General features: G+C 71.0%; 16 protein-coding genes. 2 read left to right on the forward strand and 14 right to left on the reverse strand.

Going from position 1 to position 18,348, the window contains the following annotated elements:
- Positions 1-4 precede the first annotated feature (4 nt).
- The 6 genes from ACSMXX_RS24905 to ACSMXX_RS24930 all read right to left on the reverse strand — a co-directional run bounded on the left by ACSMXX_RS24905 (position 5) and on the right by ACSMXX_RS24930 (position 6,169).
- Positions 5-871 (reverse strand): amidohydrolase family protein, encoded by an 867-nt coding sequence (locus ACSMXX_RS24905; protein ID WP_473180931.1) that lies wholly within the window; start codon positions 869-871, stop codon positions 5-7.
- 10 nt (positions 872-881) lie between these two features.
- Positions 882-2,378, reverse strand: coding sequence for an acyl-CoA synthetase (locus ACSMXX_RS24910; RefSeq protein ID WP_473180932.1), 1,497 nt, complete (start codon positions 2,376-2,378; stop codon positions 882-884).
- A gap of 2 nt (positions 2,379-2,380) precedes the next feature.
- Positions 2,381-3,736 carry an MFS transporter gene (locus ACSMXX_RS24915; RefSeq protein ID WP_473180933.1) on the reverse strand — a complete coding sequence of 452 codons (1,356 nt, stop codon included), beginning with the start codon at positions 3,734-3,736 and terminating at the stop codon, positions 2,381-2,383.
- 116 nt (positions 3,737-3,852) lie between these two features.
- Entirely contained in the window at positions 3,853-4,311 is a 459-nt protein-coding gene (locus ACSMXX_RS24920; protein WP_473180934.1) for a MaoC family dehydratase, read from the reverse strand.
- Positions 4,308-5,213: an amidohydrolase family protein gene (locus ACSMXX_RS24925; RefSeq protein ID WP_473184947.1), complete on the reverse strand. Its 906-nt coding sequence runs from the start codon at positions 5,211-5,213 to the stop codon at positions 4,308-4,310. Before ACSMXX_RS24925 ends, ACSMXX_RS24920 begins: the two co-directional genes overlap by 4 nt.
- Before the next feature lie 38 nt (positions 5,214-5,251).
- A complete protein-coding gene (locus tag ACSMXX_RS24930) occupies positions 5,252-6,169 on the reverse strand; it encodes an SDR family NAD(P)-dependent oxidoreductase (protein ID WP_473184948.1) in 918 nt (305 codons plus the stop codon).
- Positions 6,170-6,277: 108 nt separating this feature from the next.
- Here ACSMXX_RS24930 and ACSMXX_RS24935 point away from each other — a divergent pair, with 108 nt between their 5' ends.
- A complete protein-coding gene (locus ACSMXX_RS24935; RefSeq protein WP_473180935.1) occupies positions 6,278-7,165 on the forward strand; it encodes a PaaX family transcriptional regulator in 888 nt (295 codons plus the stop codon).
- Between the two features lie 103 nt (positions 7,166-7,268).
- Here ACSMXX_RS24935 and ACSMXX_RS24940 read toward each other — a convergent pair whose 3' ends face one another.
- Positions 7,269-7,925 (reverse strand): GntR family transcriptional regulator, encoded by a 657-nt coding sequence (locus ACSMXX_RS24940; RefSeq protein WP_473180936.1) that lies wholly within the window; start codon positions 7,923-7,925, stop codon positions 7,269-7,271.
- 119 nt (positions 7,926-8,044) lie between these two features.
- Positions 8,045-8,581, reverse strand: a complete 537-nt coding sequence (locus ACSMXX_RS24945) for a P-loop nucleotide/nucleoside kinase family protein (protein ID WP_473180937.1) — start codon at positions 8,579-8,581, stop codon at positions 8,045-8,047.
- A gap of 98 nt (positions 8,582-8,679) precedes the next feature.
- Here ACSMXX_RS24945 and ACSMXX_RS24950 point away from each other — a divergent pair, with 98 nt between their 5' ends.
- Positions 8,680-9,258, forward strand: coding sequence for a YdeI/OmpD-associated family protein (locus tag ACSMXX_RS24950; RefSeq protein WP_473180938.1), 579 nt, complete (start codon positions 8,680-8,682; stop codon positions 9,256-9,258).
- A 94-nt stretch (positions 9,259-9,352) separates the two neighbouring features.
- Here ACSMXX_RS24950 and ACSMXX_RS24955 read toward each other — a convergent pair whose 3' ends face one another.
- From ACSMXX_RS24955 to ACSMXX_RS24980, 6 genes are all read right to left on the reverse strand, one after another.
- The gene (locus ACSMXX_RS24955; protein WP_473184949.1) at positions 9,353-10,003 is read right to left on the reverse strand and encodes a DUF6461 domain-containing protein; all 651 of its coding nucleotides are present in this window, start codon (positions 10,001-10,003) and stop codon (positions 9,353-9,355) included.
- 428 nt (positions 10,004-10,431) lie between these two features.
- On the reverse strand, positions 10,432-11,466 hold the full coding sequence (locus ACSMXX_RS24960; RefSeq protein WP_473180939.1) for an ArsR/SmtB family transcription factor: 1,035 nt from the start codon (positions 11,464-11,466) through the stop codon (positions 10,432-10,434).
- A gap of 247 nt (positions 11,467-11,713) precedes the next feature.
- Entirely contained in the window at positions 11,714-13,477 is a 1,764-nt protein-coding gene (sucB, locus tag ACSMXX_RS24965) for a 2-oxoglutarate dehydrogenase, E2 component, dihydrolipoamide succinyltransferase (protein ID WP_473180940.1), read from the reverse strand.
- An 83-nt stretch (positions 13,478-13,560) separates the two neighbouring features.
- Positions 13,561-14,949, reverse strand: coding sequence for a dihydrolipoyl dehydrogenase (lpdA, locus tag ACSMXX_RS24970; RefSeq protein WP_473180941.1), 1,389 nt, complete (start codon positions 14,947-14,949; stop codon positions 13,561-13,563).
- 321 nt (positions 14,950-15,270) lie between these two features.
- Positions 15,271-16,833, reverse strand: a complete 1,563-nt coding sequence (locus ACSMXX_RS24975) for a leucyl aminopeptidase (RefSeq protein WP_473180942.1) — start codon at positions 16,831-16,833, stop codon at positions 15,271-15,273.
- A 470-nt stretch (positions 16,834-17,303) separates the two neighbouring features.
- Positions 17,304-18,074 carry an adenosylcobinamide-GDP ribazoletransferase gene (locus tag ACSMXX_RS24980; RefSeq protein WP_473184950.1) on the reverse strand — a complete coding sequence of 257 codons (771 nt, stop codon included), beginning with the start codon at positions 18,072-18,074 and terminating at the stop codon, positions 17,304-17,306.
- Positions 18,075-18,348 lie beyond the last annotated feature (274 nt).

Below are 18,348 nucleotides of genomic sequence, written 5' to 3' on the forward strand. Positions count from 1 at the left end.
CCGCTCACAGGTCGAACAGCCGCGCCGCGTTGTCGTGGCAGACCGCCCGGAGCCAGTCAGGGCCGAGGTCCGTCGCTTCGAGGGCCCGGAGCGCGTCGGCGTAGGTGTACGGGATGTTGGGGAAGTCCGTGCCGAGCAGGACGCGGTCCTGGAGGGCCGCCAGGCGGGGGAGCGCGCGGCGGGGGAAGGGCGCGGCGGCCTCGACGAACGGTGTGAAGGCCATGGTCGTGTCGAGCATGACCTTCTCGTGGCGCTCGGCCAGTTCGAGGAAGTCCTCGTACTCCGGCATCCCCAAGTGCGCGACGATCAGCGGCAGTCGGGGATGGCGGGCGAGCAGCGCGGCGATCGGCCCTGGGCCGGTGAAGGGACCGGGCGCGGGGCCGGAGCCGCAATGCGTCACGACCGGGACGCCGGCTTCGGCCAGCAGCCCCCAGACTTCCTTGAGCGTCGGGTCGTTGGGGTCGTACGCACCGACCTGGAGGTGGCTCTTGAATACCCGCGCGCCCTGGTCCAGGGCCCGCCGTACGTCGTCCGCGGCGGAGGGTTCGGCGAAGAACGTCGCCGTGTGCAGGCAGTCGGGGGTGCGTGAAGCGAAGTCGGCAGCCCAGTCGTTGAGCCAGCGCGCCATGTCCGGCTTGTGCGGGTAGAGCATCGACGTGAACGCCTTCACGCCGAAGTCGCGCAGGAGCGCCAGGCGTTGGTCCTCCTCGTGCCTGTACGCGATCGGCCAGGGCTGCCCGACGAGAGGGCCGCCCTCGTCGAAGTACGCCCACACCTTGTCCAGTACGCGCTGCGGCATGAAGTGGGTGTGGACGTCGATGAGGGCGTCCAGGCCCAGTGAGCGGCGGAACTCCGCGACCTCGTCCTGCATGGGTCAGACCCTAACCCCGGGGTGGCGGCGGGAGTTCGCGCAGCTTCTGCTTCTGGACCTTGCCCGAGCCGGTGCGCGGCAGCGACTCCGTCTCGTCGAAGTGCGCCGGGATCTTGTATTTGGCGAGGCGGGCGGCGAGGAAGGAGCGCAGCTCGTCCGGGGACGCGTGCATGCCGGGGCGCAGGGTGAAGAAGGCGCGGCCCACCTGCCCCCACTTCTCGTGCGGAACGCCGATCACGGCGCATCCCGCGATCGCGGGATGCTCGAAGAGGGCGGCCTCGATCTCGGCCGGGTAGACGTTCTCGCCGCCCGAGATGAACATGTCCTTGACCCGGTCGACGATCGTGACGTAGCCGTCCTCGTCACGCGTGGCGATGTCCCCGGAGTGGAACCAGCCGCCCTCGGAGAAGGCGGCGGCCGTGGCTTCGGGGTCGTTCCAGTAGCCCGGTGAGACGTTGGGGCCGGCGATGAGGACCTCGCCCCTCTCGCCCGTTTCGGTGTCCGTCGAGTCGGGCCGTACGAGGCGCACATCGGCGAAGAAGACGGGCAGGCCCGCCGTGCCCGCCCTGCTGATGCTCTCGGCGGCTTCGAGCCAGGTCGCGCCGGGTGAGGTCTCGGTGAGCCCGTAGCCCTGGCAGAAGACCAGGCCGCGTTCCTGGTACGTACGGATCAGGGCTTCGGGAATCGGTGCTCCTCCCGAGATCAGGCTGCGCAGGGACGAGAGGTCGGCGCCCGCCCAGCGCGGGGACTGGGCGAAGGCGGCGAACATCGTCGTCACGCCGAACATCCAGGTGACGCGGTGCTCGGCGATCAGGTCGTAGGCGGTGTCGGCGTCCCACGTCGGCATGATCACGCTGCAGCCGCCCTTGAGGAACGTCGGGAGCAGCGTCTGGTTCAGCGCGGCGACGTGGAAGAGCGGGGCGCTGATCAGCGTCACCTCGTCCGAGGCGATGTCGAGGCCGACCATCAGATTCAGCGTGTTCCAGATGACGTTGGCGTGGGTGAGGACGGCGCCCTTGGGCCTGCCGGTGGTCCCCGAGGTGTAGAGGATGAAGGCGGCATCGTCCCGCGAGACGGGGATGTCGAGCGGGGCGAAGTCGCCGGAGGCGAGCCAGGGTTCGTAGTCCGCGAGCGACACGACGGTACGGGGCTGCGCCGTGAGGGCGTCGACGGCGCACTCCTGGGCGTGGATCAGCGCGGAGGCCCCCGAGTGGCCCAGTACGTAGTCGAGTTCGGGGGCCGTCAGACGGAAGTTGAGCGGCACGAAGATGCCGCCGATCATGTGCGTGGCGAACATCGTCTCGGCGAACGACGGGTGGTTGGCGCCCAGATACGCGACCCGGTCGCCCGGCTCCACCCCCGCGGACCGCAGCCGCGAGGCCAGCCGGACGCTGCGCTCGTGGACCGCGGCGTAGGTGACTGGCTCGCCGTCGTGGATGAACGCCGTGCGGCCGGGCGAGAGTTGTGCCCTTCGTACGGGCCACGATCCGATGCCCTCGTTGCGCATCCTCAACTCCTCGCCAGGGGACGGGGGCCGGGTCCTGCCTTCTCCGAGAGGTCCCGGTCGCGGGTCTCGCCCAGCAGCAGGATGCTCACCACGGTCAGTGCGCAGAAGCCCGCGACGACCAGGGACACCACGAGGGTCGCGCCGCCGCCGGCCGCCCGCTGGATCTCGGCGAAGAGCAGCGGCGCCAGGCCGGCGCCCAGCCCGGCGAGCTGGTAGCCGAGCGAGGCACCGGTGTACCGGCTGCGGGTGCTGAAGAGCTCGGCGTACAGCGCCGCCAGCGGCCCGTACATCATCGGGTGGATGACGGACTGGCCCAGCACCAGCGCGACGGTCAGCAGCAGCGCGCTCCCGGCGTCGACCATCGGGAAGAGCGCGAAGGAGAAGAGGCCCATGGCGACCGCCCCCGCGAGGACGACGGGCCGCCTGCCCAGCCGGTCCGAGAGCGCCGACCAGCCGATGATGGCCGGCACCGCCAGCGCGGAGGAGAGGGTGAGCGCGTTGAGTACCGTCTGCCGCTCGTGGCCGTTCTGGACGCCGTGGGCGATGAGGAAGGTCGTCAGCGTGCCCTGCGCGACGAAGGCCGCCAGCCCGACGGCGACCGCGAGCAGCAGGTTCCGCGGATGGCGCCGCAGCACGTCCAGGAGGGGCAGCCTGCCGCCGCCCTCAGCGGCGTCCCCGGTACCGCCCCCGGCGCGGGCCGCCGCGAAGACCGGGGTCTCCTCGACGCGCAGCCGTACGAACAGTCCGACGGCCAGCAGCACGATGCTCAGCAGGAACGGAATGCGCCATCCCCATGCGAGGAACGCCTCTTCGCCGACGAGGGCGCCGGTCCCGGTGAGCGCCGCGGTGGAGAGCACCATGCCGAACGGAGCTCCGGCGTTGGTGAAGCTCGCCCACAGCCCCCGCCGCGACCTCGCGTGCTCGGCGGACATCAGCACGGCGCCGCCCCACTCGCCGCCGACCGCGACGCCCTGCAGGACGCGGAGCAGCACCAGCATGACCGCCGCCCAGCTGCCCACCTGTTCGTACGTCGGAAGCACGCCGATGAGGAAGCTGACGGTGCCCATCAGGGTCATCGTCATCACGAGCATCCGCTTGCGGCCCAGCCGGTCGCCGAAGTGCCCGAAGACGACGCCGCCGAGGGGACGGGCCAGATATCCGGCGGCGAAGGTGCCGAAGCTGGCGACGGTGCCGGCCAGCGGGTCAAGGTCGGTGAAGAAGACCTTGCTGAACACGATCGCGGAGGCGGTCGCGTAGAGGAGGAAGTCGTAGTACTCGATCACGCTGCCGAAGAAGCTGGAGGTGACCGCTCGGCGGAGCTGGGTACTGCCGGTGTGCGGCGATGGTGTGCTGTCCATGGCTGCCGTCCCGTGTCCGTAGGGAGGTTCAGGGAGTTCAGGGAGTTCAGGGCGATCGTGAGGGGGTGAGGGGGGTGAGGGTGATCGCCGGGCTCAGCGGGCCTGCCTCAGCCGGGTCAGGCGTAGTGCCGGTAGAGGGCCTGGCCCACACAGGCGGGCTTTTCCGAACTGTCGTTCTCGACGGCGAAGTTCAGCTCCATCTGCACACCGTCGCCGGCGACGTCCACCACCGCGCCGACGGTGCCGGTCAGCCGGATCCTGCTGCCGACGCGTACCGGGCTGGGGAAACGCACTTTGCTCAGCCCGTAGTTGACGCTCATCGAGACGCCGCTGATCTCCAGCAGCCGGGTGAAGAGCGGGATGACGAGGGAGAGCGTGAGATAGCCGTGCGCGATGGTGCCGCCGAAGGGACCGGAGGCCGCCGCTTCCGTGTCCACATGGATCCACTGGTGATCGTCCGTCGCGTCGGCGAACGTGCCGACCCGCTCCTGGGTGATCTCCAGCCAGTCGCTGCCGCCGAGGTCCGTGCCCGCGAGGGCCTTCAGCTCCTCCAGGCCGTGAGCTTTCGTGGTCACGTGCTGACTCCCTTCGCCGGGCCGCCGGGTGCCGGCTTGGTCAGACCGAGCAGCCGTGCCGCGTTCTCCTTGAGGATCTTGGGACGTACTTCGGGCTTGATCTCCAGCTTGTCGAAGTCGGAGAGCCAGCGGTCGGGCGTGATCACCGGATAGTCGGAGCCGAAGAGGACCTTGTCCTTGAGCAGGCTGTTGGCGTAGCGCACGAGCTGCGGCGGGAAGTACTTCGGTGACCAGCCGGACAGGTCGATGTGCACGTACGGCTTGTGCGTCGCGACGGCCAGTGCCTCGTCCTGCCACGGGAAGGACGGATGGGCGAGGACGATGCGCAACTCCGGGAAGTCCACGGCGACATCGTCGACCGACATCGGGTTGCTGTACTTCAGCCGGATCCCGCCGCCCCCCGGCACACCGGCGCCGATGCCGGTCTGGCCGGTGTGGAAGAGGGCAGGGACGCCGAGTTCCTCGATCGCCTCGTAGAGCGGGTAGGCCATACGGTCGTCCGGTGAGAACGCCTGGATGCTCGGGTGGAACTTGAAGCCGCGCACGCCGAATTCGGTGACGAGCCTGCGCGCCTCCCGCACGGCGGCCTTCCCCTTCCAGGGGTCCACGCTCCCGAAGGGGATCAGCACGTCGGAATGGCGCGCGCAGGTCTCGGCGATCTCCTCGTTGGAGATACGGGGATGGCCGGTGGCGTGCTCCGCGTCGACGGTGAAGACGACGGCGGCCATGTTCCGTTCGCGGTAGTAGGCCGCCATCTGCCCGATGGTGGGCTGCCGTTCGGTGTGCGACTTGAAGTATTCGGCGGAGGCACCGAAGAGCCCGGGGCTGAGCGAGCCGTGCCCGCTCGCCGAGACCTCGGCGTGGGTGTGCACGTCGATCGCCGTCAACTCGTCGGCGTCGATGGTGAGTTCGCCGGGCCGCCGCCCGGCCGCTGCGCCGGTCACTGCGGGCCCTCCGGTGTCCGCGGTGCGGGGATGCCGTACGTCTCCGGGCTGGAGCCGACGCCCGTACTCCAGGAGCCGGCGATCGCGTCCGCGCTCCAGCCGCGGTCCGCGTAGGCCACGGCCTTCTCCTGCGGATGCGACCACATGGCCAGCTTGTCGCCGCCGATGCCGATCGCCTGGCCCGTCACTTCGCCCGCCGCGTCGGAGGCGAGGAAGACCACGAGCGCGGCGGCGTCCTCGGCGGTCCCGAACCCCTCGTCCTTGCGTAGCCATTCGGGCAGCGGTGCACCCGTCCTCTCGGCCTCCTCGATGACGGGCGCGAACGCGGGGATCGTCTTCGTCATCTCGGTGGCGGCGACGGGCACGACCGCGTTGGCGGTGATACCCGCGCGGGCCAGCTCCATCGCCCATGTACGGGCCATGGCGACGACGCCCGCCTTGGCCGCCGCGTAGTTGGTCTGCCCGAAGTTGCCGCGCTGTCCGGCGGGGGAGGAGACGAGGATCAGCCGTCCGCCCGTGCCCTGCTCGCGCATGCGCACGGCGGCGGCCCTGGCACAGGTGAACGTGCCCCGCAGATGTACGCCGACGACGGTGTCGAAGTCCTCGTCCGACATCTTCCACAGCACCTTGTCGCGCAGGACGCCCGCGTTGGTGACCATGACGTCCAGCCGTCCGAAGTTCCCGACCGCCGCCTCCACCAGGGCGTCCGCGGTCGAGGCGTCCCCGACGGGAGCGACCACGGACACCGCTCGGCCGCCTCCGGCCGTGATCTTCTCGACGGCCGCTCCGGCGGCTTCGGCGTCGACGTCGTTGACCACGACGGACGCGCCGGCGACGGCCAGTGCCTCCGCATAGGCGAGGCCCAGCCCCCGGCCGCTGCCGGTGACGACGGCTGCTTTCCCGGACAAGTCCATGGGCACGTACTTTCCGTCGGCGTCGGTACGCCAAGGAACGTAAGGCTGTTCTGAGACGTCCGTCAATAATGTGCACAACATCGGCTCTCGGAGGCTACGCTCATCCGTGTGAAACCGGGCCATGGAGAAGCAGAAGCAGAAACAGAAGCAGCAGGAGAAGCAGAAGACCAGGGCCGCGGGCCCGGGCCCGCCGTCCGTCCGCAGTCCCTCATGTTCAGCTTCTTCGGAATCCACGTGCTCGGACGGGGCACGGGCGTCTACTCGGGCAGCATCATCGACGTCTTTGCCCGCGCCGGAGTCGGAGAGGAGGCCGTCCGCTCGACGCTCGCCCGCATGGCCAAACGGAACCTCCTCGTGCGCCACCGCATGGGCCGCAAGGTGTACTTCGGCCTCACGCCGCACGCCGAGGAGGTCCTCCAGGACGGCCACCGCCGCATCTGGGAGACCGGCGCCGTCAACCGTGACTGGGACGGCACCTGGACGCTCGTGGGCTTCTCCCTGCCCGACAGCCGCCGCCGAGAGCGGCACGACCTGCGCTCACGGCTCACCTGGGAGGGCTTCGGCCCGCTGCAGAGCGGGCTGTGGATCGCCCCCGGTGAGAAGGACGCCGCCGCGATCCTCGCGCCGCTGGGCCTGGACGAACACGTCACTGTGCTCCGCGCACAGGCGTTCAAGCCGACCGAGGCCGCCGACCTCGTACGCAAGGCCTTCGACACCGTGTCGATCGCCGGCGGATACCGGGCCTTCCTCCAGCGCTGGGACACCGCGCCCGGACCCGCGCTGCCCTCCGCCCCCGACGACCTCGCGCGCCAGCTGATGCTGCACACCGACTGGCTCCAGCTGGTACGCCAGGACCCGCACCTCCCGGCCGAACACCTTCCCGGCGACTGGCCCGCGATCAGGGCCGAGACCTGCTTCCGCACGCTGGCCCGTACGTACGAACCGGTCGCGGCGGCTCTGGCCGACGAGGTGCTGGACGTACTGGAACCGGGCTGAGCGCCGTCCCCGAGCCGGTCGGCATCGAGCTGGACACGGAGATCCTCAAGAACTACGTCCGCTGAGCGGCGGAAAGCCGGAAGCCCGGGAGGCCGAGAGCCGCTCAGGCCCCGGAGTCGCGCGGCGCGGGCGCGCAGCCCAGGACATGGGCCTTGACCAGCTCCGCGATACGGGGATCGCGCTGCCGGAAGGCCTCCATGACCGCCTCGTGCTCCTCCGCGTACGACTGCTGCACCGTTCCCAGCCAGCGGATCGAAAGCGCCGTCCACACCTCGATGCCCAGCGACTCCCAGGTGTGCAGCAGCACGCTGTTGCCCGCCGCCCGCACCAGCTCCCGGTGGAAGGCGACCGTGTGCCGTACCTGGGCCTCGCCGTCACCGGCGCGGTCCGCCTCGTACAGCGCCGCCACATGCGGCTGGAGCGTGGACGCGTCACCCGCAAGGTGCGGGGCCGCCAGCTCCGCGGCGATCTGCTCCAGGCCTGCGCGCACCGGGTAGATCTCCTCCAGGTCGGCCGCCGACAACTCCCGTACCCGTACACCCTTGTTGGTCGCCGACTCGATCAGCCGGAGCGTCTCCAGCTCCCGCAGCGCTTCCCTCACCGGTGTCTGGCTGACCTCCAGCTCCACCGCGATCCGCCGCTCGACGATCCGCTCGCCCGGCTTCCACCGGCCGCTGACGATGCCGTCCACGATGTGCTCGCGGATCTGCTCACGCAGCGAGTGGGCGAGCGGCCGGGAGGGGGACGGAGTCGAGGTCACGGGGGCTGCTTCCTTCCTTGGGGCGTTCGCGGGGCGGCACGGCGGGGCTGGTGCCTCGACGATACGGCCCCGTAGGTTACGGCCGCGCCCGCAGGAAGCCACGGTGTGCGAGTGGTTCGTCACCCGGCCACCCAGCCGGTGGCGACCACGACCTCTCGCGCGATGTCCACGACGTCACGGCCGTCGGTCGACACCCGCACGGTGTCCGCCGGCGCCCGCCTGTCCAGCATCCGTCCTTTGCGCAGGCTGCTCCTCAGCCCCGCCTCCAGCTCGGACCCGCGCTCGCGCTCAGTCAGCCGTGCGCGGGACGTCTCGTCGGAGGCGGTGAGCAGCACGCGGACGATACGCACGTCCGCACCCATCGCGCGCCGGAAGACTGCCCCCATCTCGGGCATGACGCTGAGGGTGTTGGTGTAGATCAGGCGACTGTGGCCCAGCGCCGCGTAGTTGGCCCAGACGGCGGTGAGGTTGCGCTCGACGATCCCCGTACGGCGCGGGTCCCCTTCCGGGGCCGGATGGACGTGCCCCATGAAGTCGCCCTCGATGAGGGCGTGCTGAATTCCGGCAGCACGCAGCCACACCGAAACCTCCCACCCCACACTCGACTTGCCGACCCCGGCCCGTCCACCGATGAGTAGTGCTTCCATGCTGTCCATCGCGGCAGCGTGCCAGCCCGCGTCCCGCTCGCGCGATCCGGTTTCCGGGTGCCCGTAGACTTCGCACCAGGCGAGAGAACCACCCCGTGGAGTGGGCAATGGATTCACCCGACGACCTGGAAGTCATCCGCTGCGCCGACGAAGCCGAGTTCGAGGCATGGGTCGCAGCGCATCACGCCCAGCGGCCCGGTGTGTGGGTGAAGATGGCGAAGAAGAACTCCGGGGTGCCGTCCGTGACGGACGAACAGGCCCTCGACGTCGTCCTGTGCTACGGGTGGATCAACGGCCAGCGAAAGCGCTGCGACGACACCTACTACCTGCAGAAGTTCACACCCCGCCGGCGCGGAAGCCTGTGGTCGCAGGTGAACATCCGCAAGGTCGAGGCGCTGGTCGCCGCCGGGCGCATGAAGAAGCCGGGGCGTACGGAGGTCGCGGCAGCGCAGGCGGACGGGCGGTGGGCCGCGGCGTATCCGCCGCAGAAGGAAGCCGTCGTCCCCGACGACCTCACCGCCGCGCTGGAACGGAGCGGGCGGGCACATTCATTCTTCGACCAGCTCGGAAAGAGCGACAGGTACATCGTCATCCTCCGGCTGACGACGGCGAAGAACCAGCGCAGCAGGGCGGAGCGGCTGCGCAGAATGATCGCCTCGATGGAGTCCGGCCGGAAGGTGACCTAGGTCCTGGCCGGCCGCCGGCCTGCCGGGGAACTGGGCGACGTCATGCGGGGCCGCCCGGCACCGGGGCGGGCAGCTCCCGGACGCGTGACCGTGCCTACGTGCTCACGCTGCCGACGAGCAGCGGCTGCTCAAGGGTGTCCGGTGTGAAGACCACCCCGGTGATTTCGGCCGCCAGGGCGAACGACGTCGCGATGGGGTCGTCCAGGCACATCTCCTCGTGCTGGGGATCCAGGCCGATCGCACGTATCAGCGGGTTCAGTGCTTCCGGGTCGCTGCCGTACCGGTAGCTGGGAGTGTGCGCGTTGAAGCCGGTGACGAAGCTGCCGTCGACCGCGTAGACGAAGTCGTGCTCCGCGTAGTCGTGACGCGTGACTGCCACCAACTCGCAGGCCAGGGAGAGGCGTTCAGCGACGTCGGGCAGGGTGGCCTCCCATCCCGACACCTCGACGGCCACACTCCACTCGCCGGCATTCAGGACACCGACATACTGGACGCCGGCTCCGCCGTCGCTCTCCGGGACGAGATTCCCCACCCGGTCACAGAGTTCGCTGAAGCTCATCCGCGCGCCGCCTTCTGCGCCGCGCTGCGTGCCACCCTGCGCGTCGGCGCCGAAGCGGCGCAGCACCTCGTCCGCGTCGAGGCCGTGGAAGAAGGACACGCTGAAGATCTCGCCCAACGGGCAGTGCCCCTCGCCGACGTCCAGCCATCGAAGCTGTTCCAGGGGATCGCGGACCATGCCTCTCATGTCACTCACGCCTCCTCATGACTCTTCGACCGGGTAACGGCATGCTCGCATCCGGCACTGACAGTCCGGGGCGGGCGCCGTTCGGGCTCCCCGCCGAACCGGGGGGTGACCTGGCCTTGACTCTCAACTCGCCGCTCTGACCTGGGTGTTGTTCCTCCGGCTTCAACACCGTGGCACCAGCGGGGCTTCTCCGTCAGAGTCCCTTGCGTACAGGGCGTACCTCCGTCCTGGGTACCGGGGGAGACAGCAGAGGGGCCGCGGATCGCGATCCAGGCCCGTCTCTGTTGTCGGGGCGGTCGCCGGCCGGGAACGGCAAGCGACAACCGGCCGCGGCCGCCCGAGGGGCGCCCCCGTCTGCCTCGCAACCGCAGACGGGGGCCCTGCTCCGCGCAAGGACGCAGAGCGACCGGGCGGCTGCCGAAGTCCCGTCACATCCGGCCGGAGTCGTCCTCCGTCTGCTCCCGCAGCAGCGCGCCGCCGGCCGAACTGAGCTGATGAAAAACGCTGTTGGCGTGCCGGTGGCTGACGATGAGCCCCGCTTCACGCAGCACCGCGGCATGCTGGCTCGCCGCGGAGGGGGAGACACCCACGCGGCGCGCGAGTTCGGTCGTGTTGGGCACGTCGGCCGCGGCCCGCAGTACCGCCGCCCGCGTCCCGCCCAGCAGCCGGGCGAGCGCGTCGGCGGACGGGAAGGGCTCGCCGGTGCCGTACGGAGCGGTCGACATCCACCGCGGGTCACGGTCGAGGGGATACAGAACCGTGGGCGGCAGTTCGGGGTCGGCCAGCGGCACCGGCCGGTTCCAGAGGAACTGGGAGGGCGCCAGCAGCAGTCCGCGTCCCTGCAGATGCAGATCACGGTCCACGGGGTGCGTGGGGATCTCCAGTACGGGCGGTCGCCAGCGCATCGCCGGGCGGAAGCTCGCCAACAGGCCCTGGGCGCCGCCCACTCCGCCCGTACGCAGAGCCCGGACGCGGACCGCACGGTCGGCCGCCGCGCGACGTCTGATCGCGGGCCAGTACGGGGTGAGCGCCCTCGCGTGATACCCGGAGATCATCTCCCCGAGGCGGCGGCGGGCGTGCGGCGAGTGGTCGGTGAGGTCCTGCGCCCAGCTCGGGGCGCCGACGCGCTCGTGCAGGATGCCGAGTTCGTGCGAGATCCGCTCGCGCGGCGTGGCGACGACGGCCTCGACGCCCTCCTCCAGGCCGAGCAGGCCCTCGGGCGGTGTGAGGAAGTCGGGGAAGTAGCTCGCGTCCGGCACGAGCGGCAGCAACTGCCGCACATCGTCCGCGCAACCGTGCCGGCGCAGATCCGCCCGTACCCTGCGGCGCCAGTCGGCGAAGGGCAGGCGGCCGTAGCGGGCGCGCAGCATGTGCAGGCTGAAGACCGTCTCCCAGAGGGGATCGGGGCCCTCGGCGACGTGCGTGCGCGCCAGATCCGTACCGGTGAAGTGGATGCGCAGCATGCGGTGTTCTCCGGTGTTTCGGCCGGGTGCCGATCGTACGCGCACTCGCGGCGGCGCACGGCCTCCGGGGCTCTTCGCTGCGACGGTCTGCGCCGCGGCGGGTCGGTTTCGCCGCAACCGCGACGCGTCGGTTCACCGCCACCGCGACGGCTCTGCTCCCCGCAACGACGGCGGCCCCGCGCGGAGCAGCCGGAGCCGTCCGTGCGGGGCCGCCGTGAGCCCGTGAGCCCGTGGGGCCGTGGCCGGGTCAGAGACCCAGTTCGCCCTCGAACTCGCCTGCTTCCAGGCGGGCCTTGACGTCGCCGAGGTAGCGGGCCGCGTCAGCGCCGTCGACCAGCTGGTGGTCGTAGGAGAGGGTCAGGTAGACCATGTCGCGGATGGCGACGGTCTCGCCCAGCTCCGGGTGGTCGATCACCATCGGACGGCGGACGGTGGCGCCGATGCCGAGCTCCGCGACCTGCGGGTAGTTCACGATGACCGTGTCGAACAGCGCGCCGCGCGAGCCGGTGTTGCTGATCGTGAACGTGCCGCCGGACATGTCGTCCGGGCCCAGCCCGCCCTCACGGACCTTCTTCGCCAGCTCCGCCGTCTTGCGCGCGATGCCCGCGAGGTTGAGGTTCCCGGCCTCCTTGATGACCGGGACCATCAGGCCCTTCTCGGAGTCCACCGCGATGCCGATGTTCTCGACGTCGTGGTAGGTGATCGTGCCGTCGTCGTTGAGCCGGGAGTTGACGGACGGGTGCGCCTTGAGCGCCTCCGCCGCCGCCTGCACGAAGAACGGCATGGGGGAGAGCTTGACGCCCTCGCGGGACGCGAAGGAGTCCTTGGCGCGGGCACGCAGCCGCATCACGCGCGTGACGTCGACCTCCACGACAGTCGACAGCTGCGCCTGGTTATGCAGCGCCTTCATCATGTTCTCCGCGATCACCTTGCGGATACGCGGCATCTTGACGGTCTGGCCGCGCAGCGGAGAGGGCTCCAGCTTCGGCGACTTGGGGCCCGACGGAGTGGTGGCGGCGGCCGGTGCCCGTGCGGCCGACTTGGCCGCCTCCGCCGCGGCGGTGACGTCCTGCTTGCGGATACGGCCGCCGACGCCTGTGCCCTTGACCGTGCTCAGGTCCACGCCCTGCTCGTTGGCCAGCTTCCGGACGAGCGGGGTGACGTACGCGCCGTCGGACTCGCTCACGGCCGGAGCGGCCGGAGCGGCGGGAGCCGCCGGTGCCGGGGCCGGAGCGGGAGCCGGGGCCGCCTGTGCCGGAGCGGCCTGCGCCTTCGGCGCGGGGGCGGGCTCGGGCTCGGCGGGCTTGGCCGGTTCCGGCGCCGGCGCGGGCTGCGCGGGTGCCGGTGCGGGCTCGGCCGCCGGAGCGGACCCTTCCCCTGGCTGCGCCGGGGAGACCCCACTGCCGATCACGGCCAGTTTGGAGCCGACCTCGGCGGTCTCGTCCTCGCCGACGACGATCTCCAGCAGCGTGCCGGCGGTCGGAGCGGGAATCTCCGTGTCGACCTTGTCCGTGGAGACCTCCAGCAGCGGCTCGTCCGCCTGGACCTCCTCGCCGACCTGCTTCAGCCAGCGCGTCACGGTGCCCTCGGTGACCGACTCGCCCAGCGCGGGGAGGACGACGTCCGTACCCTGCGCCGAGCCGCCGCCACCACCGCCGGCGGGCGCCGCGGCGGCCGCGGGCTCCGGCTCGGGCTGCGCCTGCGGCTCGGGCTCGGCGGCCGGTGCCGCCGCGGGCTGCTCGGCAGGGGCCTCGGCCGCCGCGCCCGTGGCACCACCGTCGTCGATCACAGCCAGTTCGGCGCCGACCTCGACCGTCTCGTCCTCGGCGACCTTGATGGAGGAGAGCGTGCCGGCGGCGGGCGCCGGAATCTCGGTGTCGACCTTGTCTGTGGAGACCTCGAGCAGCGGCTCGTCGGCCTCCACTTGCTCACCCTCGGCTTTCAGCCAGCGGGTGACGGTGCCCTCGGTGACGCTCTCGCCGAGCGCCGGCAGGGTTACGGAAACCGCCATGGTTTCGGTTGCTCCTAACGGAATGGTGCGGATGCGGGGTAGCGCCCGTTCCCCTACGGCTCCGCCGTGGGGAGGCCCCAAAGTCAGTCGTGGGAGTGCAGAGGCTTGCCCGCGAGGGCCAGATGGGCCTCGCCGAGGGCTTCGCTCTGCGTCGGGTGTGCGTGGATGAGCTGCGCGACCTCGGCCGGCAGCGCCTCCCAGTTGTAGATGAGCTGAGCCTCGCCCACCTGCTCGCCCATCCGGTCACCGACCATGTGGACGCCGACCACGGCACCATCGCGGACCTGGACCAGCTTGATCTCGCCCGTGGTGTTGAGGATCTTGCTCCTGCCGTTGCCGGCGAGGTTGTACTTGAGGGTGACGACCTTGTCGGCCCCGTAGACCTCCTTGGCCTTCTCCTCCGTGATGCCGACGGAGGCGACCTCCGGGTGGCAGTACGTCACGCGGGGCACGCCGTCGTAGTCCACCGGCACCGGGTTCAGCCCGGCCAGCCGCTCCGCGACGAGGATGCCCTCGGCGAAGCCGACGTGCGCGAGCTGGAGGGTCGGGATGAGGTCGCCGACCGCGGAGATCGTCTCGACGTTCGTACGGCAGTACTCGTCGGCGAGGACGAAGCCGCGGTCCATGGCGACCCCGGCCTCCTCGTAGCCGAGGCCCTGCGAGACCGGGCCGCGGCCGATGGCGACCAGCAGCACCTCCGCCTCGTACTCCTTGCCGTTGGCGAGGCTGACCTTCACGCCGTCGTTGGTGTACTCGGCCTTCTCGAAGAACGAGCCGAGGGAGAAGGAGATGCCGCGCTTGCGGAAGGCGCGCTCCAGCAGCTTGGAGCTGCTCTCGTCCTCCGCCGGCACCAGGTGGGGAAGGCCCTCTACGATGGTGACGTCCGTGCCGAACGACTTCCAGGCCGAGGCGAATTCGACGCCGATGACGCCGCCGCCCAGGATGATCGCGGACTCGGGGACGCGGTCGAGGCGCAGCCCGTGGTCGGAGGAGATGATGCGGTTGCCGTCGATCTCCAGGCCGGGCAGCGTCTTCGGTACGGAGCCCGTCGCGAGGAGGATGTGGCGGCCCTCGTAGCGCTGGCCGTTGACGTCGACCGACGTGGGGGAGGACAGGCGGCCCTCGCCCTCGACGTAGGTGATCTTGCGGGAGGCGACGAGCCCCTGCAGGCCCTTGTACAGCCCGGAGACCACGCCGTCCTTGTACTTGTGCACCCCGGCCATGTCGATGCCGTCGAAGGTGCTCTGCACGCCGAACTTCGCGCCCTCGCGGGCCTGGTCGGCCAGTTCGCCGGCGTGCAGAAGAGCCTTGGTGGGGATGCAGCCCCGGTGCAGACAGGTGCCGCCCAGCTTGTCCTTCTCGATCAGGGCGACGTCCAGACCCAGCTGCGCCCCGCGCAGTGCGGCGGCATAGCCGCCGCTGCCGCCTCCGAGGATCACTAGGTCGAAAACGGTGCTGGCGTCGTTCGCCACGTCACGTCCTCCATGCATGGGTACGCCGGAGCCGGTCTCCTTCAGACCGGGCGGCTGTATTGCGGCCGCTGTTCTGCTCGGCCCTGGACTCGGCTTGGTGAAGCCGCGCTGGGGCCCTGTCCTGCCGGGGACCCATCTTCGCACTTGTCGGCGGGCAGCGGGACGCGGGGCCGTGTACCCGGCGGTACGGGCACGATCGCTTTCGGCGAACTCGGCCGTACCGCCGGGCGACTGCCTGACGTACCCCTGAAAAGGAGCGGAAAGTGTGACCCTGCTCACGCCGGGATCACGCGGATCGCGGGCGCACAGCCCGGCGGAGCCTCAGGGCAGTTCGCCCGCCGCCGCGCGCTCGGCGAGACGTACGAGGGTGCGCACACCGGAGCCGGTGCCGCCCTTGGGGGTGTAGCCGAAGGGGCCCGAGTCGTTGAACGCCGGTCCAGCGATGTCGAGATGAGCCCACAGGACGTCCTCGTCGACGAACTCCTTCAGGAACAGACCCGCCACCAGCCCGCTGCCCGGACGCTCGCCGATGTTGGAGATGTCGGCGACGGGCGACTCCATGCCCTTGCGCAGATGCGTCGGCATCGGCATCGGCCAGGACGCCTCGCCCGCCTCCTCCGCGAGTTCGTGCAGGGTGCTGCGGAAGTCGTCGTCGTTGCTGAGCACGCCGAAGGTGCGGTTGCCCAGCGCCAGCACCATGGCGCCGGTCAGGGTGGCGACGTCGACGACGGCGTCCGGGGACTCCTCGCACGCGCGGGCCAGCGCGTCCGCGAGCACCAGCCGCCCCTCGGCGTCGGTGTTGAGGACCTCGACGGTCTTGCCGCTGTACATGTTGAGCACGTCACCCGGACGAGTGGCCGTACCCGAGGGCATGTTCTCGGCGAGCGCCAGCCAGCCCGTCACGTTGACACGCAGGCCGAGCCGGGCGGCCGAGACGACGGCGGCGAAGACGGCGGCGGCGCCGCTCATGTCGCACTTCATCGTCTCGTTGTGACCGACGGGCTTGAGCGAGATGCCGCCGGAGTCGTAGGTGATGCCCTTGCCGACGAGCGCGACGGACTTCTTCGCCTTGGGATGGGTGTGCGCGATCCGCACCAGGCGGGGCGGGTTGCCCGAACCCTTGCCGACTCCGAGGATGCCGCCGTAACCGCCCTTGGTGAGCGCGCCCTCGTCCATCACCTCGATGTCGAGGCTGTGCTGCTTCGCGGCCTCCTTCGCGCGGTCGGCGAAGACGGCCGGAGTCAGGTCGTTGGACGGGGTGTTGATCAGGTCGCGGGCGCGTGCCACCTCGGAGGCCAGCACCTCCGCGCGCTCGGCCGCGGCCTTGTGCGCCTTGTCCCGCGGCTTGGCGCCGACGACGGTGATCTCGGCGAGCGGTGCGCCCGCGCCGTCCTTGTCCTTCCGGTCGCTCTTGTCGCTCTTCTTGCCGTTCTTGCCCTCGCCGGAGCTGCGGTAGGAGGTGAAGGCGTACGCGCCGAGCAGCGCGCCCTCCGTCACGGCCGCCACCGCCGCCGCGTCCTCGACGGGCAGCGCGAAGGCGGCCTTCTTCGTGCCCGACAGCGCACGGGCGGCCGTGCCCGCTGCACGGCGCAGCGTCTCCAGGTCGTAGGACTCGTGCTTGCCGGGTGCCTCGCCCAGGCCCACGGCCAGCACGACCGGTGCCTTGATCCCGGCGGACGGCGCCGGGATCTTGGTGGTCTCGCCCTCGCTGCCGCCTGCGCCGAGTGCGTCAAGGGTCGTGGCGAGCTTCCCGCCGTACGCCTTGTCCACGGTCTCGCCGCCGAGCGCGACGACGGGACCCTTGGCGCCCTTGGCGACGCCGATCACGACTACGTCCGCGCGCTGAGTCGTGGCGGACGAGGTGCTGAGAGTCAGAGCAGACACGGTGAGAGGGACCTTCTTCCTTCTTCGGACGCCGGAGGCGCGGACCGCCGGACACGGTGAGCGGCTTCCGGCACCGGGCATCGTATGCCCGCGAAAAACGTCGTATGCGGGAGACCTTACGCTCACTGCGGCCGTCAAATCCGGGCGCCGGGGCCGGTGATGACGGCCCGCAGGCGTAGGGCGTGTCCGCGAAGTAGCGTCGTCCTCCCCCTGGGCCTTCGGCCCGGGAGGTGCCCCCAGTAGGGCGGGGGCTGCGGGGTCTGGTGCGTGCGATGGGGTCTGGTGCGTGCGATGGCAAGGCGGAGGGTGGGGGCACCCCCTGGGCCGCCAGGCCCAGGGGGAGGGCTGCGCCGACGACCGACAACGCTGGGGGCACGCCCCCTCGCTGCGCTGGGGGGGGGACCCCCACCCAGAGGGAGTCCGGGGGAGGGACTCTGCGGACACGCCCTCGTCCCGCAGCGGGTGCCGGGTCAGCCGAAGGCGAGCACCACCAGTGCCGCGGTGGCCGCGCACTCCGCCAGCGCACCGAAGACATCGCCGGTGACGCCCCCGAGACGGCGGCGGCAGTGGCGCAACAGCAGCTCCGCGGCGGCCAGTCCGAGAACCATGGCGAAGAGGTACGAGACGGCGCCGAAGAGAGGGTTCCACCAGTTGACGATCCCGCCCAGCGCCGCGCTCACCACGGCGACACCCGCGGCGACGACCACCGCAGTACGTACCGGAACCGTGTCCGCGACCAGAGCACCCAGGCCTTCCGGGCGTGCGGCAGGAACACCCGAACGAGCTGCGAGCGTGAGCGCCGTGCGCGCGACGACGGACGAGACGATGACGGCGAGCGCGCCCTGCGCCCAACCCCCTTCGCCGTAGAGCTCGTTGACGACCGCGACCTGTGCCAGCAGCACGAGGACGAGGGCGAGCACCCCGAACGGGCCGATGTCCGACCGCTTCATGACGCGCAGCGCTTCCCCGGCGGGTTTCGCGCTCCCCAGGCCGTCGGCGACGTCCGCGAGACCGTCCAGATGCAGCGCGCGCGTGAGCACTGCGGGCACGGCCACCGAGACGACGGCGGCGAGGAGCGATGACGTGCCGAGCAGCAGCGCCAGCAAGCCCGTTGCGGCCGCCGTCAGCCCCACGAGGAGACCCACGAGCGGTGCCCACTCCATTCCGCGGCGGGCGGACTCGCGGTCCCAGCGGGGGACGCCGACGGGCAGGACGGTGAGGGTGCCCAGAGCGAAGCGGATGCCGTCCTCGGCGGAAGCGCCCGCGTCCGCCGCCTTTGCGGCGGCGCCTTCGCGGTCCTGGTCCCTGCCGTCCTCGGCTCCTCGGTCCGCGGACTTGCCGGAGCCGCCGTCGGCCTGGCCGGACTTGCCGGAGCCGCCGTCGGCCTGGCCGGACTCGCCGGGGCCGTCGGCCTGTTCGGGCCCGTCCGGGGGAGTGGTGTCCACGCAGCGCAGGCTAGCGCTTCACGATCCGCAACGGCACCGCCCGCGCACGACCGTTCACGGCGGAGGAGAG

The sequence above is a fragment of the Streptomyces sp. DSM 116795 genome (assembly GCF_055792905.1).